The sequence below is a fragment of the Brevibacillus daliensis genome (assembly GCF_021245735.1).
GTDB classification, from domain to species: Bacteria; Bacillota; Bacilli; order Brevibacillales; family Brevibacillaceae; genus Brevibacillus_B; species Brevibacillus_B daliensis.
In genome coordinates this window covers 18,268-42,045 of the sequence record NZ_JAJISB010000036.1, presented here as the reverse complement: position 1 = coordinate 42,045, position 23,778 = coordinate 18,268, and the positions used below count along the sequence as shown (strand labels likewise).

Below are 23,778 nucleotides of genomic sequence, written 5' to 3'. Positions count from 1 at the left end.
GACCATTTATACGGGATAGATAAGACAGAGGTAATCTGTTTTATCTATCTTTTTTACGTGAGTATATTTCTATCCAGAACTAAGGGTCTCTCAAAAACTTTTGTTTTTTTATTTAGCATAGATGGAATAGGGTAAGGGGAATGGTAAGGAATGAATATAATCGATAGGGACATCTGAGCATGAGACTATCTTTGAGAAGTTCAGGAATGTATTACACTCGGGTGAGCCTAATGTGATAAACTAAAGAAAAAAGTCTGGGTTGGGTGGCGATACTGTGCAACCGAAAGTACTGGAAGAGTGGAAAGACTTAGCGATTTTATGTGCCAAGTCAGCCGGCAAATTAAGCTTGGAGAAAATGAATCAACCCTATGAAGTAAACTACAAAACCTCTGCATCTGATCTAGTTACGGCCGTTGATGAAGAAGTGGAGCAGTTGGTAATAGATATGATTTTGAAAAAGTATCCGGACCATGGCATTATCGGTGAAGAAAATCGATTTAAAGGAGACCCGTCAGACGCTGAAACCGTTTGGATTATTGATCCGATTGATGGGACAACCAACTTTGTGCATCAACAAATTAATTATTCCGTATCGATTGCTGTCTATCACAAAGGAGAGGCAGCTGTAGGCGTCGTCTACGATCCATCGCGTGACGAGCTCTTTCATGCAATAAAAGGCAAGGGAGCATTCCTTAATGACAGGAAATTGGAGCTCACCCGTGAGGTGAAATTGGAAGAAGCCTTGCTATGTACAAGTTTATTTTGGAATAAAAAAGCTGAACAGTTTGGGATCGATGTTATCTTTAAAGAGTTGGCAGGGAAAGTGAGAGCCATGCGTCTGTTAGGAAGTGCAGCATTGGAGTTGTCCTATGTGGCAGCAGGTCGTCTGGATGGGTACGTCAGCTTGCAGCTGAACCCATGGGATTTTGGGGCAGGCAAACTGATTATTGAAGAAGCAGGCGGCAAGGTCACGTCCATGGGCGGAAAACCATTACCGTTTAATGAAAAAAGCAGTGTGGTGGGTTGTAACCCTTCATTTTATGCGGAACTTAAAGGCTACATACGAAGTAATATGTTTCTGAATGAATCAGCCGTGAAAGATGAGTAGAAAACTTGGCTTTACCAAGCCACTGACGTAGATAAAGCCTTAGTTGCACTTATGCAGATAGGAATTTATATAAATTCCTATCTGTAAAAAAATAGAAGTAGGTTACGAGTCTACGGGACATGTACTAGGCAAAACACTTGATACAAACGCCTTTTTGACTAGTCTATCAACGAATATCCAATCGTCTCGTGTGCTCCTCTCATAAGGTACTAGCAGGAGTATGTCAGTCCATGCATCTCCAGTTAGATATCAAAGAGAAGGAGGAAATGCACATGGGATGCGGTCGTCGTGGATTTGGTGGCTTTTTCGGAGGCAGCACCATCATATGGATTATCGTTATATTGGTGGTTATTAATTGTTTTGATGATTGTTAAGATACCTGTGTAGGTACCAAGAAGATCATGCTTACCTTTCACAATTAAGATTGCGGATAGAAATGCTAGCAAGCTAATCCGAAAAAAATCCCGCAGCGCTATTTGATAGCTGCGGGATATTTCTGTTTTGAAGAGACTTGTGTGTTGGGTGTAGGTGGAAGTAGAGATTGATTCAGGTAGTTTGATGTTGCAATGCTTCCCTGCTCAATTTCTGAAATGATTCGTTCTAAATCAGAAAAAATACTACCTATCTCACGGAGACGAACAAGATCAGTCTCTTTGGCGCAATGTGCGAACAAGGTTTCAAGAGTAAGTTTAAGTACCTGTAGCTTTGAGAATAAATCATCTTGCTTTCTGGATGTGGGTTGTTCCAGATAGGAACCATAGAGAGCAACACATTCACTCGTTTTAGTTAGTGCCTCCATAATAAGCACGGAGACATTGCTTCCTACGTTTTGTTTTTTTACGTCAGGTAGGGAGTAAACAAGGTTACCTACTCCGATTACCATACGCTGGATTGTTGCAACCTGTATCTCTAGCATCTGCACTTTTTGCCAATCTTTACGATAAAAAAGGTTGTATTTTAAACTTTTCTTCGTTCGAACTAAAGACTCGTTAAGCTCTGCACCATAGGAAAGTAAAGAAGAAGGATTATGCATACGAGTCGTTCGGTTTTCAATTGTAGGAAAATATAAAGCAAGCTGGGATATCAAATTTGCCAGACGACTGCATACATCGCTATTTAGCCTCATGGTAATGGGCATATGGTTTTCTGGACGAATAAGGGTTTGAATCAAGACAGCTACGATAGCTCCAATCATCGTTTCCAAAATCCGGCCTGTAGCATACCCTTGCATCTGTTGAAAGGTCATAATCATTACCGAGCTGACTCCAATTTGAGAAACGATCTGGGGATTAAGCCCTATAGCTGTGGCGGTACTCATACCAAGCAGGAGCACCAGGATTAATCCCAATAACGAATTATCAAAAAGTGGTAGGATAATCAGGCTTGATAATACTCCCCCAATAATTCCTACTACACGATATATCCCTTTTTCGAGAGTATCAACAATAGTTAATTGCATCACCAGAACGGTTGAAAGTGGTGCAAAATAAGCAAATTCGTTACCAAACAGCATAGAAGCTAGGAACCAGGAAACACCTGACGCTAGGACTATTTTACACACATGAAATGTGAGACCAAAGCGAGCGCACCATCGCAAACTGCGCTTCACCATGGAACTCACCTCCTTAGAATCTTGATGGTTTACAACTTCATGGTAAACGATCGGATAGAGTTTAATCAGGATAAATTATGACAGATTTTCGATAATGTAATTTTTTTCACAATAATGCCATGTATCTTAAAGATGTTTCCTTTGCACTGAAGTAGAGTTTTCATTATTTGAAATGTTTGTACTGTGATACAATGCAGACAGATAGATAAGGGAGATGAGATGAATGAACGACTGGCGCCTGTTTACAGATGCAGCAAATGAAGAACGTACAAAAGTAGCATGGCACGAAGTATTGCGAGAGATAGCCAGTCTGGATGGGCAGAGCAAGACACTGGTTCATGCGGCGTACGAACACTATCTGGATTTTGTTGTATCAGGAGGAGATAACGGATATGTCTTGATACAATGGAAAGAAAACGCCAATGATCAAGCTCATTATGTGTTGACTGCAAGTTTTCTAGAAGAAATTGGAAGTGTTTCCTTAACAACAGAAGGTGAACAGATCCACATTCCAGCAGAGTGGGCCATTCCCATAGAAAAAGCGATCCCTCTCATAGGTGATTTATTACAAAGCTGTGAGTTAAAAGATAATGCATTCTTCCAATGGGTGCTTTTGGAAAAAGAGACTAGGCAATAACCAATAAATATGGGCAATTTCATAAGTGGAGGGCGTTTGACGTGTCGTTCGCACCATTGTTTTCGTCGATAGGCATTATGGCGTGTGTGCTTGGAATAGGAGCCATGATCGGGCGTTCTATGAAGGTAACGATAGAAGCGCGCCAATTATTAATATCCATTATTTTAAACGTTGCCGTACCTTGTATCATCTTAAATGGTGTTTTTCAATCTCCGCAAGACGGGAAACTGTTATCCTATATATTTCTTACTATTTTGGTTTCTGTGGCACTAAATTGTGCAGGAATGCTATTAGCCTACTTGTTTGCCATTATTTTTCGTATTCCGGTACTAAAAAGAAAAGAGTTTACCTTTATTGCAGGGTTGGGGAATACCGGATTTATTGGTCTACCGCTATGTGCAGCCCTGTTTGGACCACTGGGAGGGTTGCTGGCTGCTATTTATGATGCCGGACTTGATTTGGTTATCTGGACTGTAGGTGTATTTGTTTTGCAAGGAGGTGGCAAGTTCTCATGGAAGCAGCTGCGCTCTGTCGTTAATATCCCGATGATCGCTATTGTAGTGGGTCTTGTATTAGCATGGACCGGTTATCAGCCACCTGTACTTGTGAAGTCACTGACAGCGATGTTGTCATCGCTAGCAGCTCCACTAGCCATGCTATATATTGGGATTCTCATTCCGCAATTGCTCGGTCAGAAAAAAATGCCCTCTTACATATTTCCTATCATAAGTGTGGCGCAGATCGTTAAGCTGATGATTTATCCACTTGCAGTAGCAACTACTCTGCTTCTGTTACAATTACCACTTGAGATCGCACAAGTAACATTAATTATGTCTGCTATGCCGACCATCACACTTGCCTCCATCATGTTTGCCAAATATGCAGCAGATGAAAATTTAGGGGTAGCAGCAACGGTATTCTCGACAATAATAAGTTTAATCACAATTCCATTTGTTGTTATGCTTGGTAATTATATTGTTTTCAGTTAGTTTATTGTCATTTTTCTGAATAAAAAGAAGAGATGAAGATGGAAATTTTCACCTAAGTAGTAAAGCTGGTTGATTCACTCCCCCCTGTGTATGGTACAATAAAGAAGTAACTCTACAATGAAAGGATCGGATATGTGATGTTACCGCGAAGGACGATTTGGAAACGGTATGATCTCTCTTATACGTAGCGTCGCAGTTTAGATAGTTCAAGTCACTTACTGTTTGAACGACACTAACTACGAAAAGAAAGAGAGATGCTTTATGCAAAAAGGCGATCCGAACAGGACCTGCTTCGTAGTTAGTGAGGGAGATTACTAACTGCGAAAAGGGGAAACCTCAATGAGGACGAAACCGTACCAACAAACCTTCATGATTTTACTTGGAGCTTTTTTATTAGCCTTTACCTACTATCACATTAACTTCCAGAACGATTTGGTTGAAGGTGGATTTGTAGGGTTGTCACTTTTAGGGAAATACGTATTTGATTGGTCACCGTCTGTAACGATGTTAGCTTTAGACATTCCAATCTTGGTTGTTGCAATGTTGATTATGGGAAGAAAATTCTTGGTAAACACAGTAATTGCAGCAATATCATTTTCCTTTTTTTATGAGCTGTGCGAGCGATTCTCGCCACTTGTCTTCGATTTTAGTAACGCTATGATGCTTGCGGTCGTTATATCTGGATTACTTACTGGTCTTGGACTGGGTATAGTACTGAAATACGGCGGAGCTACTGGCGGTGACGATGTATTATCTTTATGGTTGAGTAAATGGACTGGATTGTCTGTAGGAACCATTTTAATAATATTTGATGTTGTCGTCCTTGGACTTTCTTTATTCTTCTTACCAGTTCCACAAGTTATGTACACGCTGTTCGCTGTCTTGATTGCCGGCAAAGTTGTTACATGGACGTGTGAATTCGGAACGAAAACGGAAAAAGCAGAGAAACAAGGAAAACTGGCGCACAGTGCTGTATAATTTGAGAAGGCTGACCACCAGACGGTCGCTTCCAGACTGTATTGACAATTGCAGCAGGGTAAGAGCTCGTTAGTGGGTGCACGCTTCGTGCATATCTTGCTAACGAGCTCTTTTTGATTGTATAAGAAAGTATAATCTTCTGGGCTTCACTTCCTTATACGCATGAAAAACAACCTTAAAGAAGAACCAGCTTCATCGAAAGACTTCGATAGATGTTTTTCTTATGATGAAGCTTGGAATTTTGGTAAATAGGTGGTGTGAGTGTGAACGCTATTCCTAAGATAAAAAATCAATGGACAGAACAACTACATGTTATGACGAAGAGGGATATTGAAGAAAAACACCCTTCTCTCTTGGCAATTTTTTCTGCTTCTGAACTGCTTGAAAAAGAGAAAATGGACAATTTGTGACTGACTATTGTGAATGGTTAGAAGGAAGGGAAAAACGTATTTCTGGTACTTATTTCAGCTCTTTTTTGGGGCTCTTTTGTATAGCTTATCAGTATGCACTGATGCACCGAATGAAGTTGCAAGTTACAGTGGATACCATTAGCCTTTATGTGACAAGAGCGGATAAGAAAATACCCCTTATTTTTGTACTTGATGAAATAACGATGGAAGAGTGTCCTTATGTAGAGGAAGAGCAGGTTAATAGCTGGAGAAAAGAAGCATTAATACAGTTTTACTCCGAAATCATTACACCTCTTCTTCAATCAGCTGCCCAGTCTGCTGGTTTGCCAAATGGTCAGTTATGGGGTCAGATTGCAACGCGGATGTATAACGTACATGATCGACTGCTACGAGAGGCAGATAGCGAAGAGGAGCGGCAGACGTTATTAGAATGTCTAGATCTGTTACGAGATGAGATTTCAGCAGAGGTATTTGGCAGAACAAGAAATCCATTCTTAATCCGATTCACCTGGCTTGATGACCCTCTTAAGCCTGGTGAAAAAATGAGAAGAAAAGCAAGCTGCTGTCAAGCATACCTGCGTTTTGACACATGTAATTACTGCTATAGCTGTCCAAAAATAACCAAAGAACAACGAGAAGAGAAAAGGCTGGAAAAGATTCGAAAAAACTCATAGCAAGCTCTGAAATTGGATGTATCTTCATCCAATTATGATAGCAAAACCAGCTCTCAGCGTACGTGGTGTGTACGTTAGGAGCTGGTTTTTTTGTGACATGAATGAGAAGGTAATTCTCCTACGACAATTGGCGCAGCCTCATCTCTTCTAAAACACCATCCCACAGTCCGATGCGCATTTGAAGGGACATCGCGGCGGTTTCCCCTGCTTCTTCATGCTTTACGCTATCTTCTCCACAGAGGGAACTGAGCAACTTTTCGGCTAGTGGACCATGTTCATCTCCATCTAATTCAATGTGACGTTGTAAGTAATAGACCAAGCGAGAGGAAGTCTCGCCTTTGCTAGTTAGCTCGTCCACCAACACCTGAAACATATCAGGGATGATATCCTCACGTCCAAAGAAAAAGGCAGCACATACCTGATGGGTTTGTCCGTATTCTGCCAAATACATCGTATGTTTAACGAATCGCTCTACACTAGGTGGGGCTTCACAGGAGAGCAAGGCATCATCCACACTTACTCCATTACTGATGGCATCGATAAATCGTTCAATTCTGGTCGTATCGGCACCTACTTCTTTCATTGCTTGCAGATACAGCTCAAAATGGCTGATGAAGCCGCCTTCTCCATCTTCATCTGTTTCTTCACCGAGTACGATTTCATTGACAAATCGGGCATAAGAGGCGTGGGATACTGGTACCCAAGGCACCCGCACATAAGTAATGTCTATTTGCAGACGCTTTAGGAGACTCATGAAATCCCAAACGGCAAAAACATGATGCTCCATGAAGATTTTCACTGATTCTGGGGTTTGCATGGCAGTAGATACCGGATGTTTAAGTAATTGCTCACGGATGGCTGCTACACGTTCAAACGATGCTTGACTAGACATGGTACCACTCCTTACCGGATATGAGGTATTGAAACAATATTGACAATTATTCATTATTATCTCACAAATAAGTGATGAATATCAGCTGTTTCAACAATTACCAGAATGGTGTAAAAAAATGAAACATTTCTGTAAAAAGATGAGTCAAACAGATAATGATACCAAAAATGAAAGGGATGAGATTTTTATGAGTAAGAAGGTACAGAAAAAAGCTATAGCCGTATGTATTGGGGTAGCCCTTCTCACCTCTGCCATTCCTGCTATGGCAGAAGGACAGATTAAGGTAGGCTCTTCCCAATTAGTTGTTAATGAGAAGGAGACCAGTTTGGCAACCCCTCTGCTGGTGATTCAAGACCATAACTTGATAGCCCTAGATGATATTGCTAAGGTAGTGAATGGTCAAATTACGAATAAGACAGGGAAGTATGAGCTTGCTGCAAATGGTAAAGTAATCACCTTTCAGGTAAATCAATCAAAAATTATGATTGATGGAAAAGAGGTGCCCGTGAAGCAAGGCGCCATTATTCATAACGAAAAAGTATATGTTCCACTTCGCTGGACGTTGGAACAATTAAATAACACCGTTTCCTGGGATGCGAAGACGAGCATGATATCTATTGATAGTAACAATACTCTTAAACCACAGCCTAATGGTGTAGGAAATGAGCTCCAACTCCCCGACCTCAGTTCATTAAGTACGGAAGAACAAGAATTCATTGCAAAGGTGAAGAAAGATAGCGGCGTTCACAAGCTGAATAATATGTATGTTTTGGCGCATGGTGATGCCCCTAATCCAGGATATGGTCTGGAAATCTTCAAAACAGATGTAAGCACTGGAGGGCTAACAGTCTATGTAAAACAGACTACACCTGATCCAAATAAAATGTACCCAATGGTGATCAGCCATCCTTTCTTGGTCGTAAAAGTGGATTCTGCTAAATATCCAGCAGTCAACTTCCTGGATGCAGAAACAGGTAAACCTCTTTTCGAAAAGACAGAAACATCAAAATATAATTTGAAGTAAACGTTCGGTGCTGGAAACATTGAAAACAGCATTTCAACAAACCAAATAAAAACAAGAGCCATTCAGTATCTTATACAAAAACACTGAATGGCTCTCGTTATGTCTTTATACATTTAGTGTTCGGGATGAGATTTATCATCGTGAACGATTTCAGGAAGTGTACGAGCACGAATCACATACATCCCGAATAGCAAAAGACTAAGGAAACCACTAAACATAAATGGCAGATTAAATGAGATACCATACAACCAACCTGCTACTACAGGACCAGCAATACGACCTAATGTATCCATGGAGGTCATGTTACCTGAAGTGACTCCCTGCCCAGTATTTGTTCGTTGGGAAATCATTGCAGTGTTGGTCGTCCGCATCAGACCTTGTCCGATTCCAAAGAGACAAAGCGTAAGGGCAAACTGCAGAAATGTTGATGATAGCATCACACAAATAAAACCAGCTACATAAAGAAGAATGCCCGTTGCCAGTAAAGTGGACTCTCCGAATCGTTTGACCAGCTTGCCGATGAAGCCACCTTGAAGAGCAACGGAGACAATACCCATGATGAGGAACATGTAGCCCATATCCTTAGCAGTAAGTCCGTATAGATCCTTAATGTATAAAGCAAACACGGTTTCCATTCCAGCAAAAGCGAGCGAGGTAATGAAAAGCACCTGATATAACAAGCCTAGATCGCCAAAGATAACCCCAACTGAGGAGTTTTTGTGCTGATTTGGCAGTTGCAATATTCGGTTTTCTTTCGGTAAGCTTTCGGGTAAGAAAAAAATAGCAACGAGAAAGGTTACCAAAGCTAATGTACCTGACACAAGGAACGGTAGGGATAAGCTGTATTCACCCAGGATACCACCGATCGCAGGACCAAAAACAAAGCTAAGTCCAATACCTGCTCCGATAACCCCCATTCCTTTTGCCCGTTCCCGAGCAGGATAAAGATCGGCTATCATCGCTGTGAGGGTAGGAATTCCTGCGGCAGAAGTAATTCCACCAAGCACACGATAAATGAGCAATTCTGTATAGGTAGTTGATAATCCAAACAGGATAAACGTGATGGAGAAACCGGCTAGAGCAAGCAAGATGAATGGCTTACGACCATATTTATCTGAAAGTCTCCCCCATACAGGAGCAAATAATAATTGCATGACATTGTAACTAGCTGATAAGATACCCAATTCTGTTGCTGTTGCCCCGAGATTCGTTACGAAGAATGGAAGGATAGGGATGATAATCCCAAAGCCAAGCATCATCAAAAAGCTGATCAGGAATAGTAGCAAGAGATGTTTCTTTTGCACAAAAAAGCCCTCTTTCCCATTGTTTCGATAATTATTGTATATTTTTCAACACTACGCATTGTCACAAAAGAAGTCAAGACACGAAGGTAAGCCAGTATGCAGATGACGTGGTATAATAGTAAAATGCCTGTTATGGATGGCAAAAAGGAGTAGGAAATTGATGATGAATAACATGATTTTTTATCTAGCTTGGGAAGAAGAACATTGGCTGGATGAACTATTGGACTACTTTCCACAGTTGATTGCAATGGTACCTACCGTAAGCACACTGGAGAGAATAGAAACAGAGCTACAAGAGGGGCAGATTGATCGCACTGTTCTGGTTATCAATGTGGAAAATCAACCTGATACAATAGAAATAATACTTCAAGCTATAGCTTCTTCAACTCAATTGCAAAGCATCCCCATTTATCTGGTTGGCGTGACAGAGGAGAACCAGGAAAAGTGGCAGTCTATTTGCCCTCAGGCAAAAATGATTGTCATAAAAGGTTTTTTGGTTGAATTTAATTTTGAACAGGTATGTCGACAGATTGAATCTGACCTGGGAGGGATATAGATGAGTGTGGGAGAGTTTAACCTGAAAGATTTTTTGCGACGCTTCAATATTATGATCTATACAGGAGATCCTGAGGGAGACTGGCTGTTAATTGAGGATGAAGTTCGAGATTTATTAAAGGCCAAGGTAATTGATAAAGAGGAATTTTCAGTCGTTATGAATGCAATTGAAAAGAGAAAAGAACTTTTCAAATAATGGCAGATATATTACTATCACCTAAGTATAAAACTATATGGGATAAAGGGTCCGTATAATGATAAGGATAAAAACTATGAAAACGCTCACATTTTTTGTGTACAAACGTTCATAGAATATCCCATCATTTTATGCGAAACTTGTTTGTGATAGGTAATACCTATGATATAATCACACTGCAATTACTTGTAGGGGGGAAATATTAATGACAATGCAAGCAACGCAAGTAGATCAGTTAGCGGTTAATACGATTCGTACCCTTTCCATCGATGCAATCGAAAAGGCGAAATCCGGACATCCTGGTATGCCAATGGGAGCTGCTCCGATGGCTCACGTACTATGGAGCCGCTTTATGAAAGTAAATCCGAAAAACCCTTCCTGGATTGATCGTGACCGTTTTGTTTTAGCAGCAGGTCATGGATCTATGTTGTTGTACTCAATCCTGCACCTGATGGATTATGGAGTGACCATTGATGATTTGAAAAACTTCCGTCAATGGGGAAGCAAAACTCCTGGTCACCCTGAGTTTGGTCATACTCCAGGTGTAGATGCTACCTCTGGTCCTCTGGGACAAGGAATTGCAATGGCTACTGGTATGGCTATGGCTGAAAAACACATGGCTGCTACATATAACAAAAACAATTTTGAAATGATTAATCACTTTACATATGTCATCTGCGGAGACGGTGACATGATGGAAGGTGTTACTTCTGAAACATCTTCACTTGCTGGTCATTTGAAACTGGGCAAACTGGTTGTACTGTATGATTCCAATGACATTAGTTTGGATGGCGATTTGAAACAATCTTTCTCTGAGAATGTAGCTGATCGTTACAAAGCATATGGCTGGCAATATATCCGTGTAGAAGATGGTACTGACCTTGTAGCAATCGAAAAAGCACTTGCTGAAGCGAAAACTGACCTAGAGCGTCCAACTTTGATTGAAGTGAAAACAACAATCGGTTTTGGTTCACCAAATAAAGGTGGGAAAAGTGCGAGCCATGGTTCTCCACTAGGTGCTGACGAAATTACATTGACTAAACAAGCGTACGAGTGGGGTCATGAAGAATTCCACGTACCACAAGATGTGAAAGACTTCTTTGCGAAGCTGGTTGAAGAAGGACAAGCAAAAGAAGCAGCTTGGAAAGAACAATTGGCTGCGTATGAAAAAGCTCATCCTGAACTAGCTGCTCAATTTAAACTGGCAATCAGTGGTGATCTTCCTGAAGATTATAAAGCTGATCTTCCTCAATATGAAATCGGTAGCAAAATCGCAACGCGTGCGGCTTCCGGTAATGCAATCAACGGTCTTGCTAAGCGTATTCCTACCCTAATCGGTGGTTCTGCTGACCTAGCTGGCTCTAACAATACTTTGATTAAAGGTGCTGGAGATTTCCTACCAGGATCTTATGAAGGCCGCAACTTGTGGTTCGGTGTTCGTGAATTCGCTATGGGTGCTGCGCTTAACGGTATGATGCTGCATGGTGGCGTAAAAGCATACGGTGGTACATTCTTCGTATTCTCCGACTATGTGCGTCCAGCAGTACGTATGTCTGCTTTGATGCAACTTCCTGCAACATTTGTATTCACACATGACTCTATCGCAGTAGGGGAAGATGGACCTACGCATGAGCCAATTGAACAACTTCCAGCATTCCGCGCAATGCCTGGTTTGACAGTTCTTCGTCCTGCTGATGCTCACGAAACCAACCTGGCTTGGAGCTATGCAGTAGAAAGTAAAAAAGAACCGGTACTATTGGTACTAACTCGTCAAAACCTTCCTATCTACCAAGAAACAAAAGATCTTGGCGAAGAAGGCTTTGCAAAAGGTGCATATGTACTAAAAGACGCTTCCAATGGCGAACCTCAACTTCTTCTGTTGGCTAGTGGTTCTGAAGTACACCTGTGCATGGATGCACGTGAAAAACTGGAAGCAGAAGGTATCCCGACTCGCGTAGTCAGCATGCCAAGCTGGAACCTGTTCGAGCGTCAATCCAAAGAATATCGTGACAGCGTAATCCCTCCTACTGTAAAAGCTCGCCTAGGTGTTGAAATGGCGAACCCACTAGGTTGGGAACGTTACACAGGAGATCAAGGTGCTGTAGTAGCAATCCATACGTTTGGTGCTTCTGCTCCTGGTGATCTATTGATGAAAGAATATGGTTTCTCTGTAGAGAACGTAGTAGAACAAGCGAAAAAACTTGTAAAATAATTGACGATATATAACAAAGAAAGCCGGGCTTTTCCAATAGGAAGGGCCCGGTTTCCATTTGACAAAGTGGAAGCTTCTTCATTAGAATTAGTACAGTAAGCATGAAATTGTTCTGTACAAGTGTTAGGTTTGTAGAGAGAACAATGGCGGAATTTTCCAAAGGACTACGATTCCTTTCTTTCGTTCGCCCCCATCAGATTATGGATGGGGGCTTTTGCTTGTTAATTATTCGGATATAGCGAGAAAAAGGAGAGAGATAAAGTGAACACGTTATTTTACTCCATGCTTGTATTCGTGGCTGCATGTAGTTATGGTAGCCTTGCTACAATCATGAAGTTAGGTATGAAGGAGGGCTATCAGGTAGGTGAATTGGTGGCTTCTCAATTTATTTTTGGATTCCTTATCCTGGTAGTATTAACGCTTATTTTCAATCGAAAAAAAGTGGCGGTAAAATCCATCAGACAATTATTAATTGGAGGGGTTATGCTTAGCGGAACGTCAATTTTTTACAACTTGGCAGTACGGGAATTGCCAGCCTCCATTTCTGTTCTGCTGATTTTCCAATTTACCTGGATTGGGATTTTGCTAGAAGCCATTGCAGATAGACGCTTCCCAAGTAAGGAGAAAGTATTCGCTATTGCTGTATTGATAGTGGGAACATTGTTCGCCGGGGGCTTGTTTGAAGAATCGCTTGGTAGCTTCTCTACAGCAGGTATTATTTATGGACTAATATCTGCTGTAACTTTCGCTTCCTACATTTTTATCAGCGGACGAGTAGGTGTGGATGTACCTGTCTTCACGAAGAGTTTGACGATGGTTGGAACAGCCATGTTGATCGTATTTATGGTGTTTCCACCTACGTTTATTGGAGAGGGAACGATTGTAGGAGGATTATGGAAGTATGGCGGTGCGCTTGCCTTACTTGGAACGATTATTCCTGTTGTCTTTTTCGCCGTTGGTGTGCCAAAGATTGGCACGGGGCTTGGTACAATTCTTGGGGCTGCTGAACTACCGGCTGCAGTGGTAGCATCAGTAATAGTGTTGCAGGAACAAGTATCCTGGTTGAGATGGATTGGAATCATCATTATTCTGTTGGGGATTATGCTTCCGCAGTTACGTTTTAGAAGTCAGCAACCATCGCGCAGAAAGACAGTCTCTTCCAAAGTATAAGCAAACAAATGTATTAGGTTGTAAGGTGAAATCAATTTGAAGCAGATTATCTCATGATAAATTGATCATATTTAGCTGATAGATTCATGATAGATCGATGGAAACATTATGAGAGAAGCAAGATTGTTCACTTTGATGTTCAAGAAGATAAAAGTGAATATAATGCCATGAAATAGGCTTGTTTATTCTCTGGAAAAGAGATGAACCCGGCCTTTTTTCTTTGTATAAGCAAGATTTCTGAAAAAAACAAGAACACCAGTTGCCAGGATTTGTTTGGTACACTGAAGTCAGTTTGTACTATTATGGATAAAGGAGTTGTGCATATTTTTAACGGGAATGTATCACCTCTCGTATTCATCATTTATTACTCAGGGTAGTAATAATGTAGATGTGTGTGTCAATACTCCTTCAAAGAAACTTTTTTGTGACTCAATCGTCTAAAAATGTGGAGAGAGGAAAGAAATCTGGAGGTAAGATATGGCAGTAGCCAAAAAGAAAAAGAAGAAAAAGCAAGTGAGCAAATGGGGATTGATAATCGCGGGGTTTATCATCTTTCTCATTCTGGCTGTAGTTGGTGGATATTTCGGTCTTCTTTATGCCGGGGCACAGATGACCGATCTGAACAAATTGAATGACATGAAGTTGGAAGCAACTAAAATTTATGATATTAAGGGCAAAGAATTAGACCGTTTGCATGTATTTGAAAAGGGTGAATATGTCACCATAGACAAAATACCTGATACAATGGTTAACGCTTTTGTCGCAACGGAAGACAGACGATTTTTTGAACATAACGGAGTAGATTTTGTTCGTATTGGTGGCGCAATTATTGCGGATATCAAGGCAGGTGCAGCCGTGGAAGGTGCAAGTACTATTACACAACAGCTCGCAAAAAACGTTTTTCTCTCTCACGAAAAGACATTTTGGCGTAAAACGAAGGAAGCGAGTATCGCCATCCATTTGGAGAACAAGTACAGTAAAGAACAAATTATGGAGATGTACCTGAATAAAATATATTTAGGTCACGGTGCGTACGGGGTAAAAGCAGCATCTAAACTATATTTTGGCGAAGAGGATCTTACTAAGTTATCCACAGCCCAAATTGCAACATTAGCTGCGATTCCAAAAGCACCTTCTAATTATTCACCGTTCAATAATCCGGAAAAATCGAAAGAGCGTCGTGACACCATTCTACGTCTGATGGCAGAGCAGGAGTTCATTAATGTAGAAGAGAAAGAAAAAGCTCAACAGGAACCACTACCATCACCGGAAAATCAGAAAAAGTCAATTGGAACGAGCGATTACCAAGCATTCATTGACTATCTGATGGATGAAGCGGAAGCTGTATATGGAATCACCGAGAATGAACTGTATACAGGCGGATATAAAATCTATACAACGCTAGATGCAGATGTCCAAAATGCAATGAGTGAAGAGTTTAAGGACACGAAAAACTTCCCGAAAGATGGACCAAACCATAAAGTTGAAGCTGGTATGGTAGTGATGGATGCCAAAACAGGTGGTGTCGCTGGTATGATGGGTGGACGTAATTACACTACTAAAGGCTGGAATAATGCGCTCAGTCTGCATCAACCAGGTTCTTCTTTTAAACCGTTGGCCGTTTTTGCACCAGCGATTGATATGGATATAAATAAATGGAATGAACGTTCACGTTTGAGTAACGAACGTCAGAAATTCGGGGACTATGAACCACGTAACTGGAATAACCGTTATTCTAATACAGTGCGGATGGAAGATGCTGTTGAGAATTCATTAAATATCCCAGCTGTCTGGTTGTTGAACGAAATAGGAATTGATAATTCATTGAAATATATCAAGGAGTTCGGAATTACGCTTGATAAGGATGATCGCAATTTAGCAATCGCTCTTGGTGGATTAAGAAAAGGTACATCTCCGCTCCGTATGGCGCAAGCATACACAGCGTTTGCAAACGGAGGTGTTGTTTCAGAAGCACACTCGATTGTTAAAATTGTAGATATGCGTGATGGTACAGAAGCGGCGAGAACAGTAAAAGAGAAAAATGTAATCTCTCCTGAGGCAGCTTGGGAAATGCACAACATGCTGGAAAACGCCGTTGGAAGTGGTACTGGTAAAGCAGCTAGAATAAGTAACTGGCCTGTAGCAGGTAAGACGGGGACGACTCAATCCAATGTAAGTGAGAAAGGAAACAAAGATTCCTGGTTCGTAGGCTACACCCCTAATTATGTGAGTGCAGTCTGGATGGGCTTCCCGAAAGAGGATGAGCAGCATGTAATGCGCGATGGCAGTGATAAGCCGGCTAGACTATTTAGCAACGTAATGAAAGAGGCACTCAAAAATGTGGAGCCGATGGAATTCATACCGCCATCTGGAGCAAATAAACCAAAAGAGGAACCAGAAGAAGTGACAAGTAATCTAACAGCTCCTACATTGAAAGCCCAGCTAACATTGGAAGGTGATCAGCCAAAAGTATTGTTAACATGGTCTGATTCAAATGAGAAAGTATCTGGGTATGATGTATTCCGCTTCCTGGATGATCCTAGCAGTGCTCAAATTGTTGCGTCTAAGCAGAAAGATCAAATATTCGTGGATACTGTAAAAGATGGGATCCTCTATCAGTATTATGTCTTGCCATATGACGAAGAAGGTAATCCAGGATCGCCATCCAACATTGAACATGTGGATACAAAACAGCTAGAAGAACTGTTGCGAAACGGTGAAAATATGGAGCCGGGTAACGGTAACTCTGATGGCGATAATGGTGGTTCTGATTCCAATTCCGGAAACCAGGAACAACCACCTGTTGATAATGGCAATGGGAATAGTAATAGTAATGGTAACGGCAACGGAAATGGAAATGGAAATGGAAATAGTAACGGAAATGGAAACGGGAACGGGAACGGGAACAGTAATGGAAACGGAAGTGGGCAAGAACAGGGAAATCCTCTGAACAACACCCAACCTCCAGCAGACATACCGGTTCCTGGCGGAGTAACAGATCCTAACCAAAATGGATAAATCGCTTAAGGGAAAACACTCACTGGAATAGGTGGGTGTTTTCCTCTCCATTAAGGTGTCTGGAGAAGAGTAAGCAAAAGTGTTGAAGGTCAATTTTCCGTAACCTCAGAGTATTTCCACAATGAGTCGGAAGTGGTACACTAATAGTAACAATTTAATAACCAACGATGGTTATGAAAAAAGCTTGAAATGTTAAATGGGGGGGAATCAACATGTCTGCAGTAGAGAAACAGGATTTACAAACTTTCTTTCAGGAAAAATTGGAAAAAGCCAAAGTTCATTTTGAAAGAGCGCTGGACTGTAAGCATACCGAGTTTGATAACCTTTATCCATATATGAACGAGCAACCGCAATTTTTCTGGTATAAACGCTATGTTGCATGGTCAGAGTTGCTCACTGTGGTAAAGCTGGCTGAAGAATTGCAACTGGAATGGAAAGAAGGTTTTTCTGTGAACCAGATTACCTTTATTGAAGGTCGTGTATTACAAGGAAAAGTGCTGGATCAATGGCACCCAGAAGAAAAAGAAGTACCACAACTGGAAGAATAAAATGAATAAGGGATGGTTGCAACGTTCTCGAATAAAGAGCGTCGCAGTCATCCCTTTTTTTGTTTTCTTATAACCACTACTGTAGTGGGCTTGCAGAAGAAGCACATTTTTTGTCTGCACACTCGTTAAGGTCCAGCAAGGATGCTGGGACTGTCCGCTACTGGGTAAAGAATGTGGAAAGTGCAAAAGGGTGAAAATGCTACGTAGTATCTCATAGGTTGCACTTTTGATTCCACACTCTTTGCCCAGTAGCTTAGTCGGACCTTAAATGTTTTTGACAATAAATGTGCTTCTTCTGCAAAGGGCTTTAGTGGAAAAGCACAAGCAACCCCAAAACCAAAAACATGAAAAACCAGCTCTCTTTTCACACAGAGGGTCTGGGCGAAGCCCGACCCAGCGGAGCATTATTTATCGGGAGAGAGAATCGAACTCTAATACATTGCCCTGAGCTTCCTAGAGTGAATTGTGCGAAGTGGACAGTGTAATACCCTGGAGACGAAGACTTTTAGCGAAATGTGAAGAGAAGCTGGTTGTCTCGCCTACAGTAGGAGTGTCCATCCGTAATCAAATAACAGAGAGTAAAAGAAAAAAGCCTGTATCCACGATTACAAGATAATCTTTCGATACAGGCTTCACATTTTTTTTGCACAACAATGAGTAATAACTAGTTGGCAGATTCAACTGGATTAAAGCTGCAACCCGCCTCTGTTCGGAAAATTTGTTGACCACGATTCGAAAATTTTTCCTCATACTCAGTCATAACATTGTTCTCAGCTTGCTTGGATTGATGCAAATTGAAGGTAATATTACGTAATTGGAAATGTTCATTAGCAAATTGATTGAGAGAGTATTCAAATAGGGATTCATTATCCGTTTTAAGATGAATCTCTCCAGTTGGTTTAAGCACTTCTCGATAACTATTCAGAAAAGTGTAATGAGTTAAGCGGCGTTTTGCATGACGTGTCTTCGGCCATGGATCACTGAAATTAAGATAGATGCGGTCCAATTCATTCTGCTCAAATAGTTCAGTAATCTTGGATGCATCAAATTGAACCAGCTTCAGATTGGGGATCTCTTTATACTCTGTACGTTGTGCTGTACGGAGAAGAACCTCGTCTTTTAACTCGATTGCGATGTAGTTAATCTCTGGGTGTCTTGCAGCCAATGTATTGATAAAACGGCCTTTTCCGCTACCAATCTCCACATGAATTGGATTCTGGTTACCGAATAGATTTCTCCATTTTCCTTTATGTTCAAGAGGCTGATAAACGTAGGTAGGGTACTCGCGCAGCATGTCCTCTGCACCAGGAATATTGCGTAAACGCATGAATGATGAACCTCCTTGCGATCTTTTGCTGCTTACTAAGCTGTTCTTGCTCAACTCTTCTACTTTATTATGCTTGGCAAAAGGATTCAAGCAATTTTTACTGGGAGCAGGATTGGAGGGGCAATGAACAATGAAAAATGAACAGTGAACAATAAAAAATGAAAAGGCGAGAGGAATCATTATCCTCTCGCCTTCTTTTGTATGAAACACTAGATTTTTAAAATACCACCCATGCTAGCGTTGGTTACCATCTTGGAGTAGCGAGCAAGGTAGCCTGTTTTAACCTTAGGCTCAAAACCTTTCCAGCCTTCGCGTCGTTTAACCATTTCTTCATCAGATACATGCAGGTGAATGGATCTTCCTTCCATGTCTACCGTGATGATGTCGCCATCCTCGATAAAGGCAATTGGACCTGCTTCTGCAGCTTCTGGAGAAACGTGCCCAATACTGATACCACGAGAAGCTCCAGAGAAGCGTCCGTCTGTAATCAATGCTACCTTAGTTCCAAGTCCCATACCGACGATCTGTGAAGTAGGAGCTAGCATTTCTGGCATACCAGGACCACCTTTTGGTCCTTCGTAGCGAATGACAACTACGTGACCTTCCTTCACCTTGCCGGTTGCAATTCCCTCAAGAGCTTCCTCTTGGGATTCAAAGCAGATAGCAGGACCTTCGTGCTTTTTAATGGAGCTGTCTACCGCACCCGTTTTGATAATAGAGCCTTCAGGTGCAAGGTTACCAAATAGAACAGCAAGTCCTCCACGTTCACTATATGGGTTATCCAGACTGCGAATTACTTGTTCACCAGTGATTTCGGATTCTGCTACATTTTCACGCAATGTTTTACCCGTAACTGTGATGCGATCAGGGTGCAAGATGCCTTCTCGTTTCATTAATTCTTTAAGGATAGAGGAAACGCCACCCGCATTGTGGCAATCTTCAATATGGTAATCAGAAGCAGGAGCTAGCTTACACAAATGTGGAGTTCGCTCTGCCACTTGATTAATACGTTCAATTGGATACTCAAAACCTGCTTCATGAGCCAGTGCAAGTGTATGGAGTACAGTATTGGTTGATCCACCCATCGCCATATCCAATGCAAAAGCATCATCTAATGCTTCCAGTGTAACGATATCTCGGATGTTGATGTTACGATCAATCAGGTTCATTAGCGTAGAAGCACTTTTTCTAACCAAATCAATACGTTCAGGCGCAGTAGCCAGGATTGTACCGTTACCAGGCATAGCAATACCAAGTGCTTCTGCCAGACAGTTCATTGAGTTAGCTGTAAACATACCGGAACAGGAACCGCATGTAGGACAACCATACTGTTCAAGCTCTTGTAGCTGGGAATCATTGATGAGTCCAGCTTGATGAGCTCCTACGCCTTCAAATACAGACGAGAGGGAAATGGAGCGGCCATCACTTGTTTTACCCGCTTTCATCGGGCCACCCGTAACAAAAACAGTAGGGATATTCACACGAAGCGCACCCATGATCATACCAGGAGTGATTTTGTCACAGTTAGGAATACAGATCATACCATCGAACCAGTGGGCAGCTACTACGGTTTCCAAGCTGTCAGCGATTATTTCACGGCTTGGTAGAGAATAGCGCATGCCGATGTGTCCCATCGCAATTCCATCGTCAACACCGATTGTATTGAACTCGAATGGAACACCGCCAGCTTCACGGACAGCTTCCTTTACAATCTTCCCGAACTCCTGCAAATGCACGTGTCCCGGGATAATATCTATATAACTATTACAGATCGCAATGAACGGTTTGTCAAAATCCTCTTCTTTTACTCCAGCAGCACGCAGCAAGCTACGATGGGGAGCACGGTCAAAACCTTTTTTGATCATGTCACTTCTTCTTTTGTTCATGTTTCTCTCTCCTCCAATACTCTATTCTTTAGGTGTATACCGATTCTGGTAAAAAGGCGAGTAAGCCTAGTATTCATCAATATTTTTATATTGTAGCATTATCTAGAAGATTGAAACAAGCGAAATGATCTGAACATTCGTTCGCTTTGCAAATAATAATGAAAACTAGAGTAAAAAGGTAGAGAAATGAAGAATAAATAAGGTGAAAAAATGAAAAGAAATGAACAAAAACAATTAGCAACAAAAAGAATAAATATGATAATTTATGTATAAAAATACAATAGCTTTATTAGTTAAACCCAGTAATAACGGAATGCATAGACGCTTTGATGTAGAAAAGCAATGAATATACACGGAATTGAAAAATAATTCAGTCATGCCTGATTATAATGAACCGGGTGTTACAATGTACTCCGTATTGTAATTAATAAGGGAGGGGAGTCATAAATGAAAGCAATAGAAAAAACACCTTATGTGTATGGAATTCCGTTATTGGCTACCCTGTTGTGGGGTAGTAATTTTTTGGTTGGCAAAAACATGCTACATAATTTGCCGCCCTTCACCCTGACATTTATGCGCTGGGGTTTTGCCTTTTTGATCTTATTACCTTTTATATGGAAACCACTTCGTGAAAACTATAAAACCTACCTAGCCTTGTGGAAAGAGATCTTATTGATGGGTTTTTTAGGGATTGGGCTATTTACTGGGCTGGTTTATTGGGGGATGGAGCATACAAGTACGGTAAACGCTTCGCTATTATCTTCGCTTACTCCCATTTTCATTGGCGTCGTTGCTTATTTTATGTTACATGAACGGATGAACAGCAATCAGTTAATTGGGATTGTCATCTCGCTGTTGGGGGTCTTTTGGATTGTCAGCAAGGGACAGATAAGTTCGTTAGCAGATATGAAATTAAATAGCGGTGACATTGTAATGCTTTGCTCCAATCTTCTGATGGCGATTTACTCGGTGATGCTTCGTAAAACATCGGACCGTTTGCCGGGATTAATTGGATTTGGTCTGATTGTAGGTGCTGGTGTACTGACATCCTTCCCGATGATGTTGGTGGAAGTTTCCGTAAGGTCCGTTACTCTTTGGGAATGGAGCAATCTTTGGTCTGTTATGTATCTAGCAATATTCCCGTCGGTCATTTCGTTTTTCTGCTGGTCTAAAAGTGTACATCTTCTAGGACCTACCAAAGCATCTCCATTTATGAATCTGGTCCCAGTGTTTGCTACTATTTTTGCAGTGCTTTTCTTAGGAGAACAAGTTATGACGGCACAGCTGATTGGTGGAATGTTCGTGTTGATCGGTGTGTACTGGTCTTCTCGGCCGAAAAAAGGTTTTATACCAATTCCAGAGCATTCAGAGCTTCCAATGCAAGAAGTAAAGCTTTAATTATCTATAAAGTACAGCAGTAAGCGGTGCGTCTTTTTGTATTCTCAAAAGGGCGTACCGCTTTTTTCTATATTCCTGCTGTAGTGTGGGAGCAGAAGAAGTTTTAAAAACAATAAAAAAGCCAAAGCATGAAAAACCAGCTTCTCTTTTCACACAGAGCGTCTTGGCGAAGCCCGTCCCAGCGTAGCATTATTCATTGGGAATTAAGAAGCGAGACCCAGCAAGTCTTACAGTGAATACTTCGTTTTGAGCTTCCCCAATGAATAGTGCGGAGCGGACAGTCCAACCCCTTGCGGGGCGAAGACCTTTAGCGAAGAGTGAAAAGAGAAGCTGGTTTTCTCCACAATGGTAGGATTACACTTCTAAAAGTGCAGCTTCACATGGCACTATCTCAGTAACGGGTAAAATGTGATATGCTATCAAAAGTAAAAAGTGACTGAAAGAGGTAAAGGAGCTACTCACTATGCTGGAAGTTGCAAAAATGGCTGCAGAGGAAGCTGGTGCTTATCTGAAGCAACGATTTTCTCAACAATTGTTTCCTGAGCTTGAATCTCATAATGATGTGAAGCTGATAGAGGATAAGGAAAGCGAGAAGCGGATTATTGAAGTAATACATCGACACTATCCTGAGCATTCCATTCATTCTGAAGAAATTGGAACTGTTATTCGTGGTGACGATTATGTCTGGATCATTGATCCTCTGGACGGCACAAATAACTTTTTTGTTGGGCATCCCTACTTCTCCATCTCCATGGCATTAGAACACCAAGGTGAGCTTTTACTAGGTCTAGTCTATAATCCTGTGACCGGGCAGCTTTTCTGGGCGGAAAAAGGGAAGGGTGCGTATCTTAACGGAAAAAAATTATCGGTAAGCAAGAAAATAGCAATGAATAAAGCTACGGGTTCTTACGTTCGTGGAAGAGATACCCTAACAAAAGAACAGGAGCTGGAGAAAACATACGATCTTACTCTTCAAACGAAAAGAGTCATGCGTAATTATTCCCCAGCACTAGATTTTTGTCTGTTGGCTCATGGCTGGATTGATTTCATTGTCATGGACAAAACCAATATCATGGACGTCGCAGCTGGTATTCTAATAGCCAAAGAAGCGGGAGCAGTCCTAAGTGATTGGTATGAACAGCCGTATCAGTACGAGGCATATGATCCACAGCGTAATGTCTCCATGATTGTGAGCGGCGGCCCCTTACAGAAGGAATTATGCTTTCTGGTTAATAAGTATTAAAATTTTCTGGGAAGAGAGGAACCTTATATGTCTGAGCTAGTGTACTCTCATGAGAAAGTTAAGGTATATCTAACAGAGAATTCAATCCATGTAAAAGAAGAATTGTACGAATCAGCGGTAATTCTCGCTCTTCATAAAGGGAAAGTAGCCGTGCTTCGTCATTACCGTGAGCCGGTTGATGGAGATAGTTATGAACTACCAGGTGGAACAATCGAAAAAGGCGAGAGTCCAGAGCTGGCAGCCCGTCGTGAACTAAATGAAGAAGCTGCTCTCGATTGTGAGGAGCTCATTCACTTAGGAAGTATCCACGCTTGTTCTAATTTAATTAACCGTGTGGCACACCTGTTTTTTGCAAAAGAGACAACAGAACAGGAAGAACAGCATCTAGGTCAAGATGAAAAGATAGCGGTTGAATTTTATGAAAAACCGGAAGTTCTCGCTCATATGATATCAGGTGAGTGGAAAAACAGTGAGATGGCACACGCGTTGTTCCTGGCTATGCAAAAAGGCTTGTTGTAAAAACAAGTCTTTTTTCCTGTTTTACGAAAAAAATATTGCCAAGGCCTTACAATTTTGGTTACTATTCCATTGAATGCG

At 41.4% G+C, this 23,778-nt stretch carries 22 protein-coding genes; 17 read left to right on the top strand and 5 right to left on the bottom strand.

Annotated elements, in window-relative coordinates:
- Nucleotides 1–274: 274 nt before the first annotated feature.
- Together LM917_RS20465 and LM917_RS20460 are read left to right on the top strand one after the other, a co-directional pair.
- A complete protein-coding gene (locus tag LM917_RS20465) occupies nucleotides 275–1,108 on the top strand; it encodes an inositol monophosphatase family protein (RefSeq protein ID WP_232699569.1) in 834 nt (277 codons plus the stop codon).
- Nucleotides 1,109–1,338: 230 nt separating this feature from the next.
- Nucleotides 1,339–1,482, top strand: coding sequence for a hypothetical protein (locus LM917_RS20460; protein WP_232699568.1), 144 nt, complete (start codon nucleotides 1,339–1,341; stop codon nucleotides 1,480–1,482).
- Nucleotides 1,483–1,580: 98 nt separating this feature from the next.
- On the opposite strand, the gene LM917_RS20455 is transcribed toward LM917_RS20460, so the two are convergent.
- Nucleotides 1,581–2,720: an FUSC family protein gene (locus LM917_RS20455; RefSeq protein ID WP_232699567.1), complete on the bottom strand. Its 1,140-nt coding sequence runs from the start codon at nucleotides 2,718–2,720 to the stop codon at nucleotides 1,581–1,583.
- A 223-nt stretch (nucleotides 2,721–2,943) separates the two neighbouring features.
- Here LM917_RS20455 and LM917_RS20450 point away from each other — a divergent pair, with 223 nt between their 5' ends.
- The 5 genes from LM917_RS20450 (at nucleotide 2,944) to LM917_RS20430 (ending at nucleotide 6,408) form a co-directional block, all read left to right on the top strand.
- Nucleotides 2,944–3,357 carry a hypothetical protein gene (locus tag LM917_RS20450; RefSeq protein WP_232699566.1) on the top strand — a complete coding sequence of 138 codons (414 nt, stop codon included), beginning with the start codon at nucleotides 2,944–2,946 and terminating at the stop codon, nucleotides 3,355–3,357.
- A gap of 41 nt (nucleotides 3,358–3,398) precedes the next feature.
- A complete protein-coding gene (locus tag LM917_RS20445) occupies nucleotides 3,399–4,346 on the top strand; it encodes an AEC family transporter (protein ID WP_232699565.1) in 948 nt (315 codons plus the stop codon).
- A 339-nt stretch (nucleotides 4,347–4,685) separates the two neighbouring features.
- Nucleotides 4,686–5,324, top strand: a complete 639-nt coding sequence (locus LM917_RS20440; RefSeq protein ID WP_232699564.1) for a YitT family protein — start codon at nucleotides 4,686–4,688, stop codon at nucleotides 5,322–5,324.
- Between the two features lie 263 nt (nucleotides 5,325–5,587).
- Entirely contained in the window at nucleotides 5,588–5,734 is a 147-nt protein-coding gene (locus tag LM917_RS20435; protein ID WP_232699563.1) for a hypothetical protein, read from the top strand.
- Complete coding sequence (locus LM917_RS20430; RefSeq protein WP_232699562.1) at nucleotides 5,731–6,408, top strand: hypothetical protein; 678 nt, start codon at nucleotides 5,731–5,733, stop codon at nucleotides 6,406–6,408. The genes LM917_RS20435 and LM917_RS20430 overlap by 4 nt, the downstream gene beginning before the upstream one ends.
- A 118-nt stretch (nucleotides 6,409–6,526) precedes the next feature.
- On the opposite strand, the gene LM917_RS20425 is transcribed toward LM917_RS20430, so the two are convergent.
- A complete protein-coding gene (locus LM917_RS20425; protein ID WP_232699561.1) occupies nucleotides 6,527–7,300 on the bottom strand; it encodes a DUF3050 domain-containing protein in 774 nt (257 codons plus the stop codon).
- Nucleotides 7,301–7,487: 187 nt separating this feature from the next.
- Here LM917_RS20425 and LM917_RS20420 point away from each other — a divergent pair, with 187 nt between their 5' ends.
- Complete coding sequence (locus LM917_RS20420; RefSeq protein ID WP_232699560.1) at nucleotides 7,488–8,324, top strand: stalk domain-containing protein; 837 nt, start codon at nucleotides 7,488–7,490, stop codon at nucleotides 8,322–8,324.
- A 113-nt stretch (nucleotides 8,325–8,437) separates the two neighbouring features.
- Here the strand turns inward: LM917_RS20420 and LM917_RS20415 are convergent, their stop codons facing one another.
- Nucleotides 8,438–9,628 carry an MFS transporter gene (locus LM917_RS20415; RefSeq protein WP_232699559.1) on the bottom strand — a complete coding sequence of 397 codons (1,191 nt, stop codon included), beginning with the start codon at nucleotides 9,626–9,628 and terminating at the stop codon, nucleotides 8,438–8,440.
- 160 nt (nucleotides 9,629–9,788) lie between these two features.
- On the opposite strand from LM917_RS20415, the gene LM917_RS20410 reads away from it, so the two are divergent.
- The 6 genes from LM917_RS20410 to LM917_RS20385 all read left to right on the top strand — a co-directional run bounded on the left by LM917_RS20410 (nucleotide 9,789) and on the right by LM917_RS20385 (nucleotide 17,327).
- The gene (locus tag LM917_RS20410; protein WP_232699558.1) at nucleotides 9,789–10,184 is read left to right on the top strand and encodes a hypothetical protein; all 396 of its coding nucleotides are present in this window, start codon (nucleotides 9,789–9,791) and stop codon (nucleotides 10,182–10,184) included.
- Nucleotides 10,185–10,379: a YqgQ family protein gene (locus LM917_RS20405; protein ID WP_232699557.1), complete on the top strand. Its 195-nt coding sequence runs from the start codon at nucleotides 10,185–10,187 to the stop codon at nucleotides 10,377–10,379.
- A 205-nt stretch (nucleotides 10,380–10,584) separates the two neighbouring features.
- Nucleotides 10,585–12,591: a transketolase gene (gene tkt, locus LM917_RS20400; protein ID WP_232699556.1), complete on the top strand. Its 2,007-nt coding sequence runs from the start codon at nucleotides 10,585–10,587 to the stop codon at nucleotides 12,589–12,591.
- Nucleotides 12,592–12,852: 261 nt separating this feature from the next.
- Nucleotides 12,853–13,761: an EamA family transporter gene (locus LM917_RS20395; protein ID WP_373688813.1), complete on the top strand. Its 909-nt coding sequence runs from the start codon at nucleotides 12,853–12,855 to the stop codon at nucleotides 13,759–13,761.
- Nucleotides 13,762–14,238: 477 nt separating this feature from the next.
- Nucleotides 14,239–16,779: a transglycosylase domain-containing protein gene (locus LM917_RS20390; protein ID WP_232699555.1), complete on the top strand. Its 2,541-nt coding sequence runs from the start codon at nucleotides 14,239–14,241 to the stop codon at nucleotides 16,777–16,779.
- Between the two features lie 212 nt (nucleotides 16,780–16,991).
- Nucleotides 16,992–17,327, top strand: coding sequence for a hypothetical protein (locus tag LM917_RS20385; protein WP_232699554.1), 336 nt, complete (start codon nucleotides 16,992–16,994; stop codon nucleotides 17,325–17,327).
- A gap of 664 nt (nucleotides 17,328–17,991) precedes the next feature.
- On the opposite strand, the gene trmB is transcribed toward LM917_RS20385, so the two are convergent.
- Together trmB and ilvD are read right to left on the bottom strand one after the other, a co-directional pair.
- Nucleotides 17,992–18,654, bottom strand: coding sequence for a tRNA (guanosine(46)-N7)-methyltransferase TrmB (gene trmB / locus LM917_RS20380; RefSeq protein WP_232699553.1), 663 nt, complete (start codon nucleotides 18,652–18,654; stop codon nucleotides 17,992–17,994).
- Between the two features lie 209 nt (nucleotides 18,655–18,863).
- Nucleotides 18,864–20,540 carry a dihydroxy-acid dehydratase gene (ilvD, locus tag LM917_RS20375; protein ID WP_232699552.1) on the bottom strand — a complete coding sequence of 559 codons (1,677 nt, stop codon included), beginning with the start codon at nucleotides 20,538–20,540 and terminating at the stop codon, nucleotides 18,864–18,866.
- Nucleotides 20,541–20,987: 447 nt separating this feature from the next.
- Between ilvD and LM917_RS20370 the strand changes: the two genes are divergently transcribed.
- The 3 genes from LM917_RS20370 (at nucleotide 20,988) to LM917_RS20360 (ending at nucleotide 23,700) form a co-directional block, all read left to right on the top strand.
- Nucleotides 20,988–21,938: a DMT family transporter gene (locus tag LM917_RS20370; RefSeq protein ID WP_232699551.1), complete on the top strand. Its 951-nt coding sequence runs from the start codon at nucleotides 20,988–20,990 to the stop codon at nucleotides 21,936–21,938.
- 463 nt (nucleotides 21,939–22,401) lie between these two features.
- Nucleotides 22,402–23,181 carry an inositol monophosphatase family protein gene (locus LM917_RS20365; RefSeq protein WP_232699550.1) on the top strand — a complete coding sequence of 260 codons (780 nt, stop codon included), beginning with the start codon at nucleotides 22,402–22,404 and terminating at the stop codon, nucleotides 23,179–23,181.
- A 27-nt stretch (nucleotides 23,182–23,208) separates the two neighbouring features.
- Nucleotides 23,209–23,700: an NUDIX hydrolase gene (locus tag LM917_RS20360; RefSeq protein ID WP_232699549.1), complete on the top strand. Its 492-nt coding sequence runs from the start codon at nucleotides 23,209–23,211 to the stop codon at nucleotides 23,698–23,700.
- Nucleotides 23,701–23,778 lie beyond the last annotated feature (78 nt).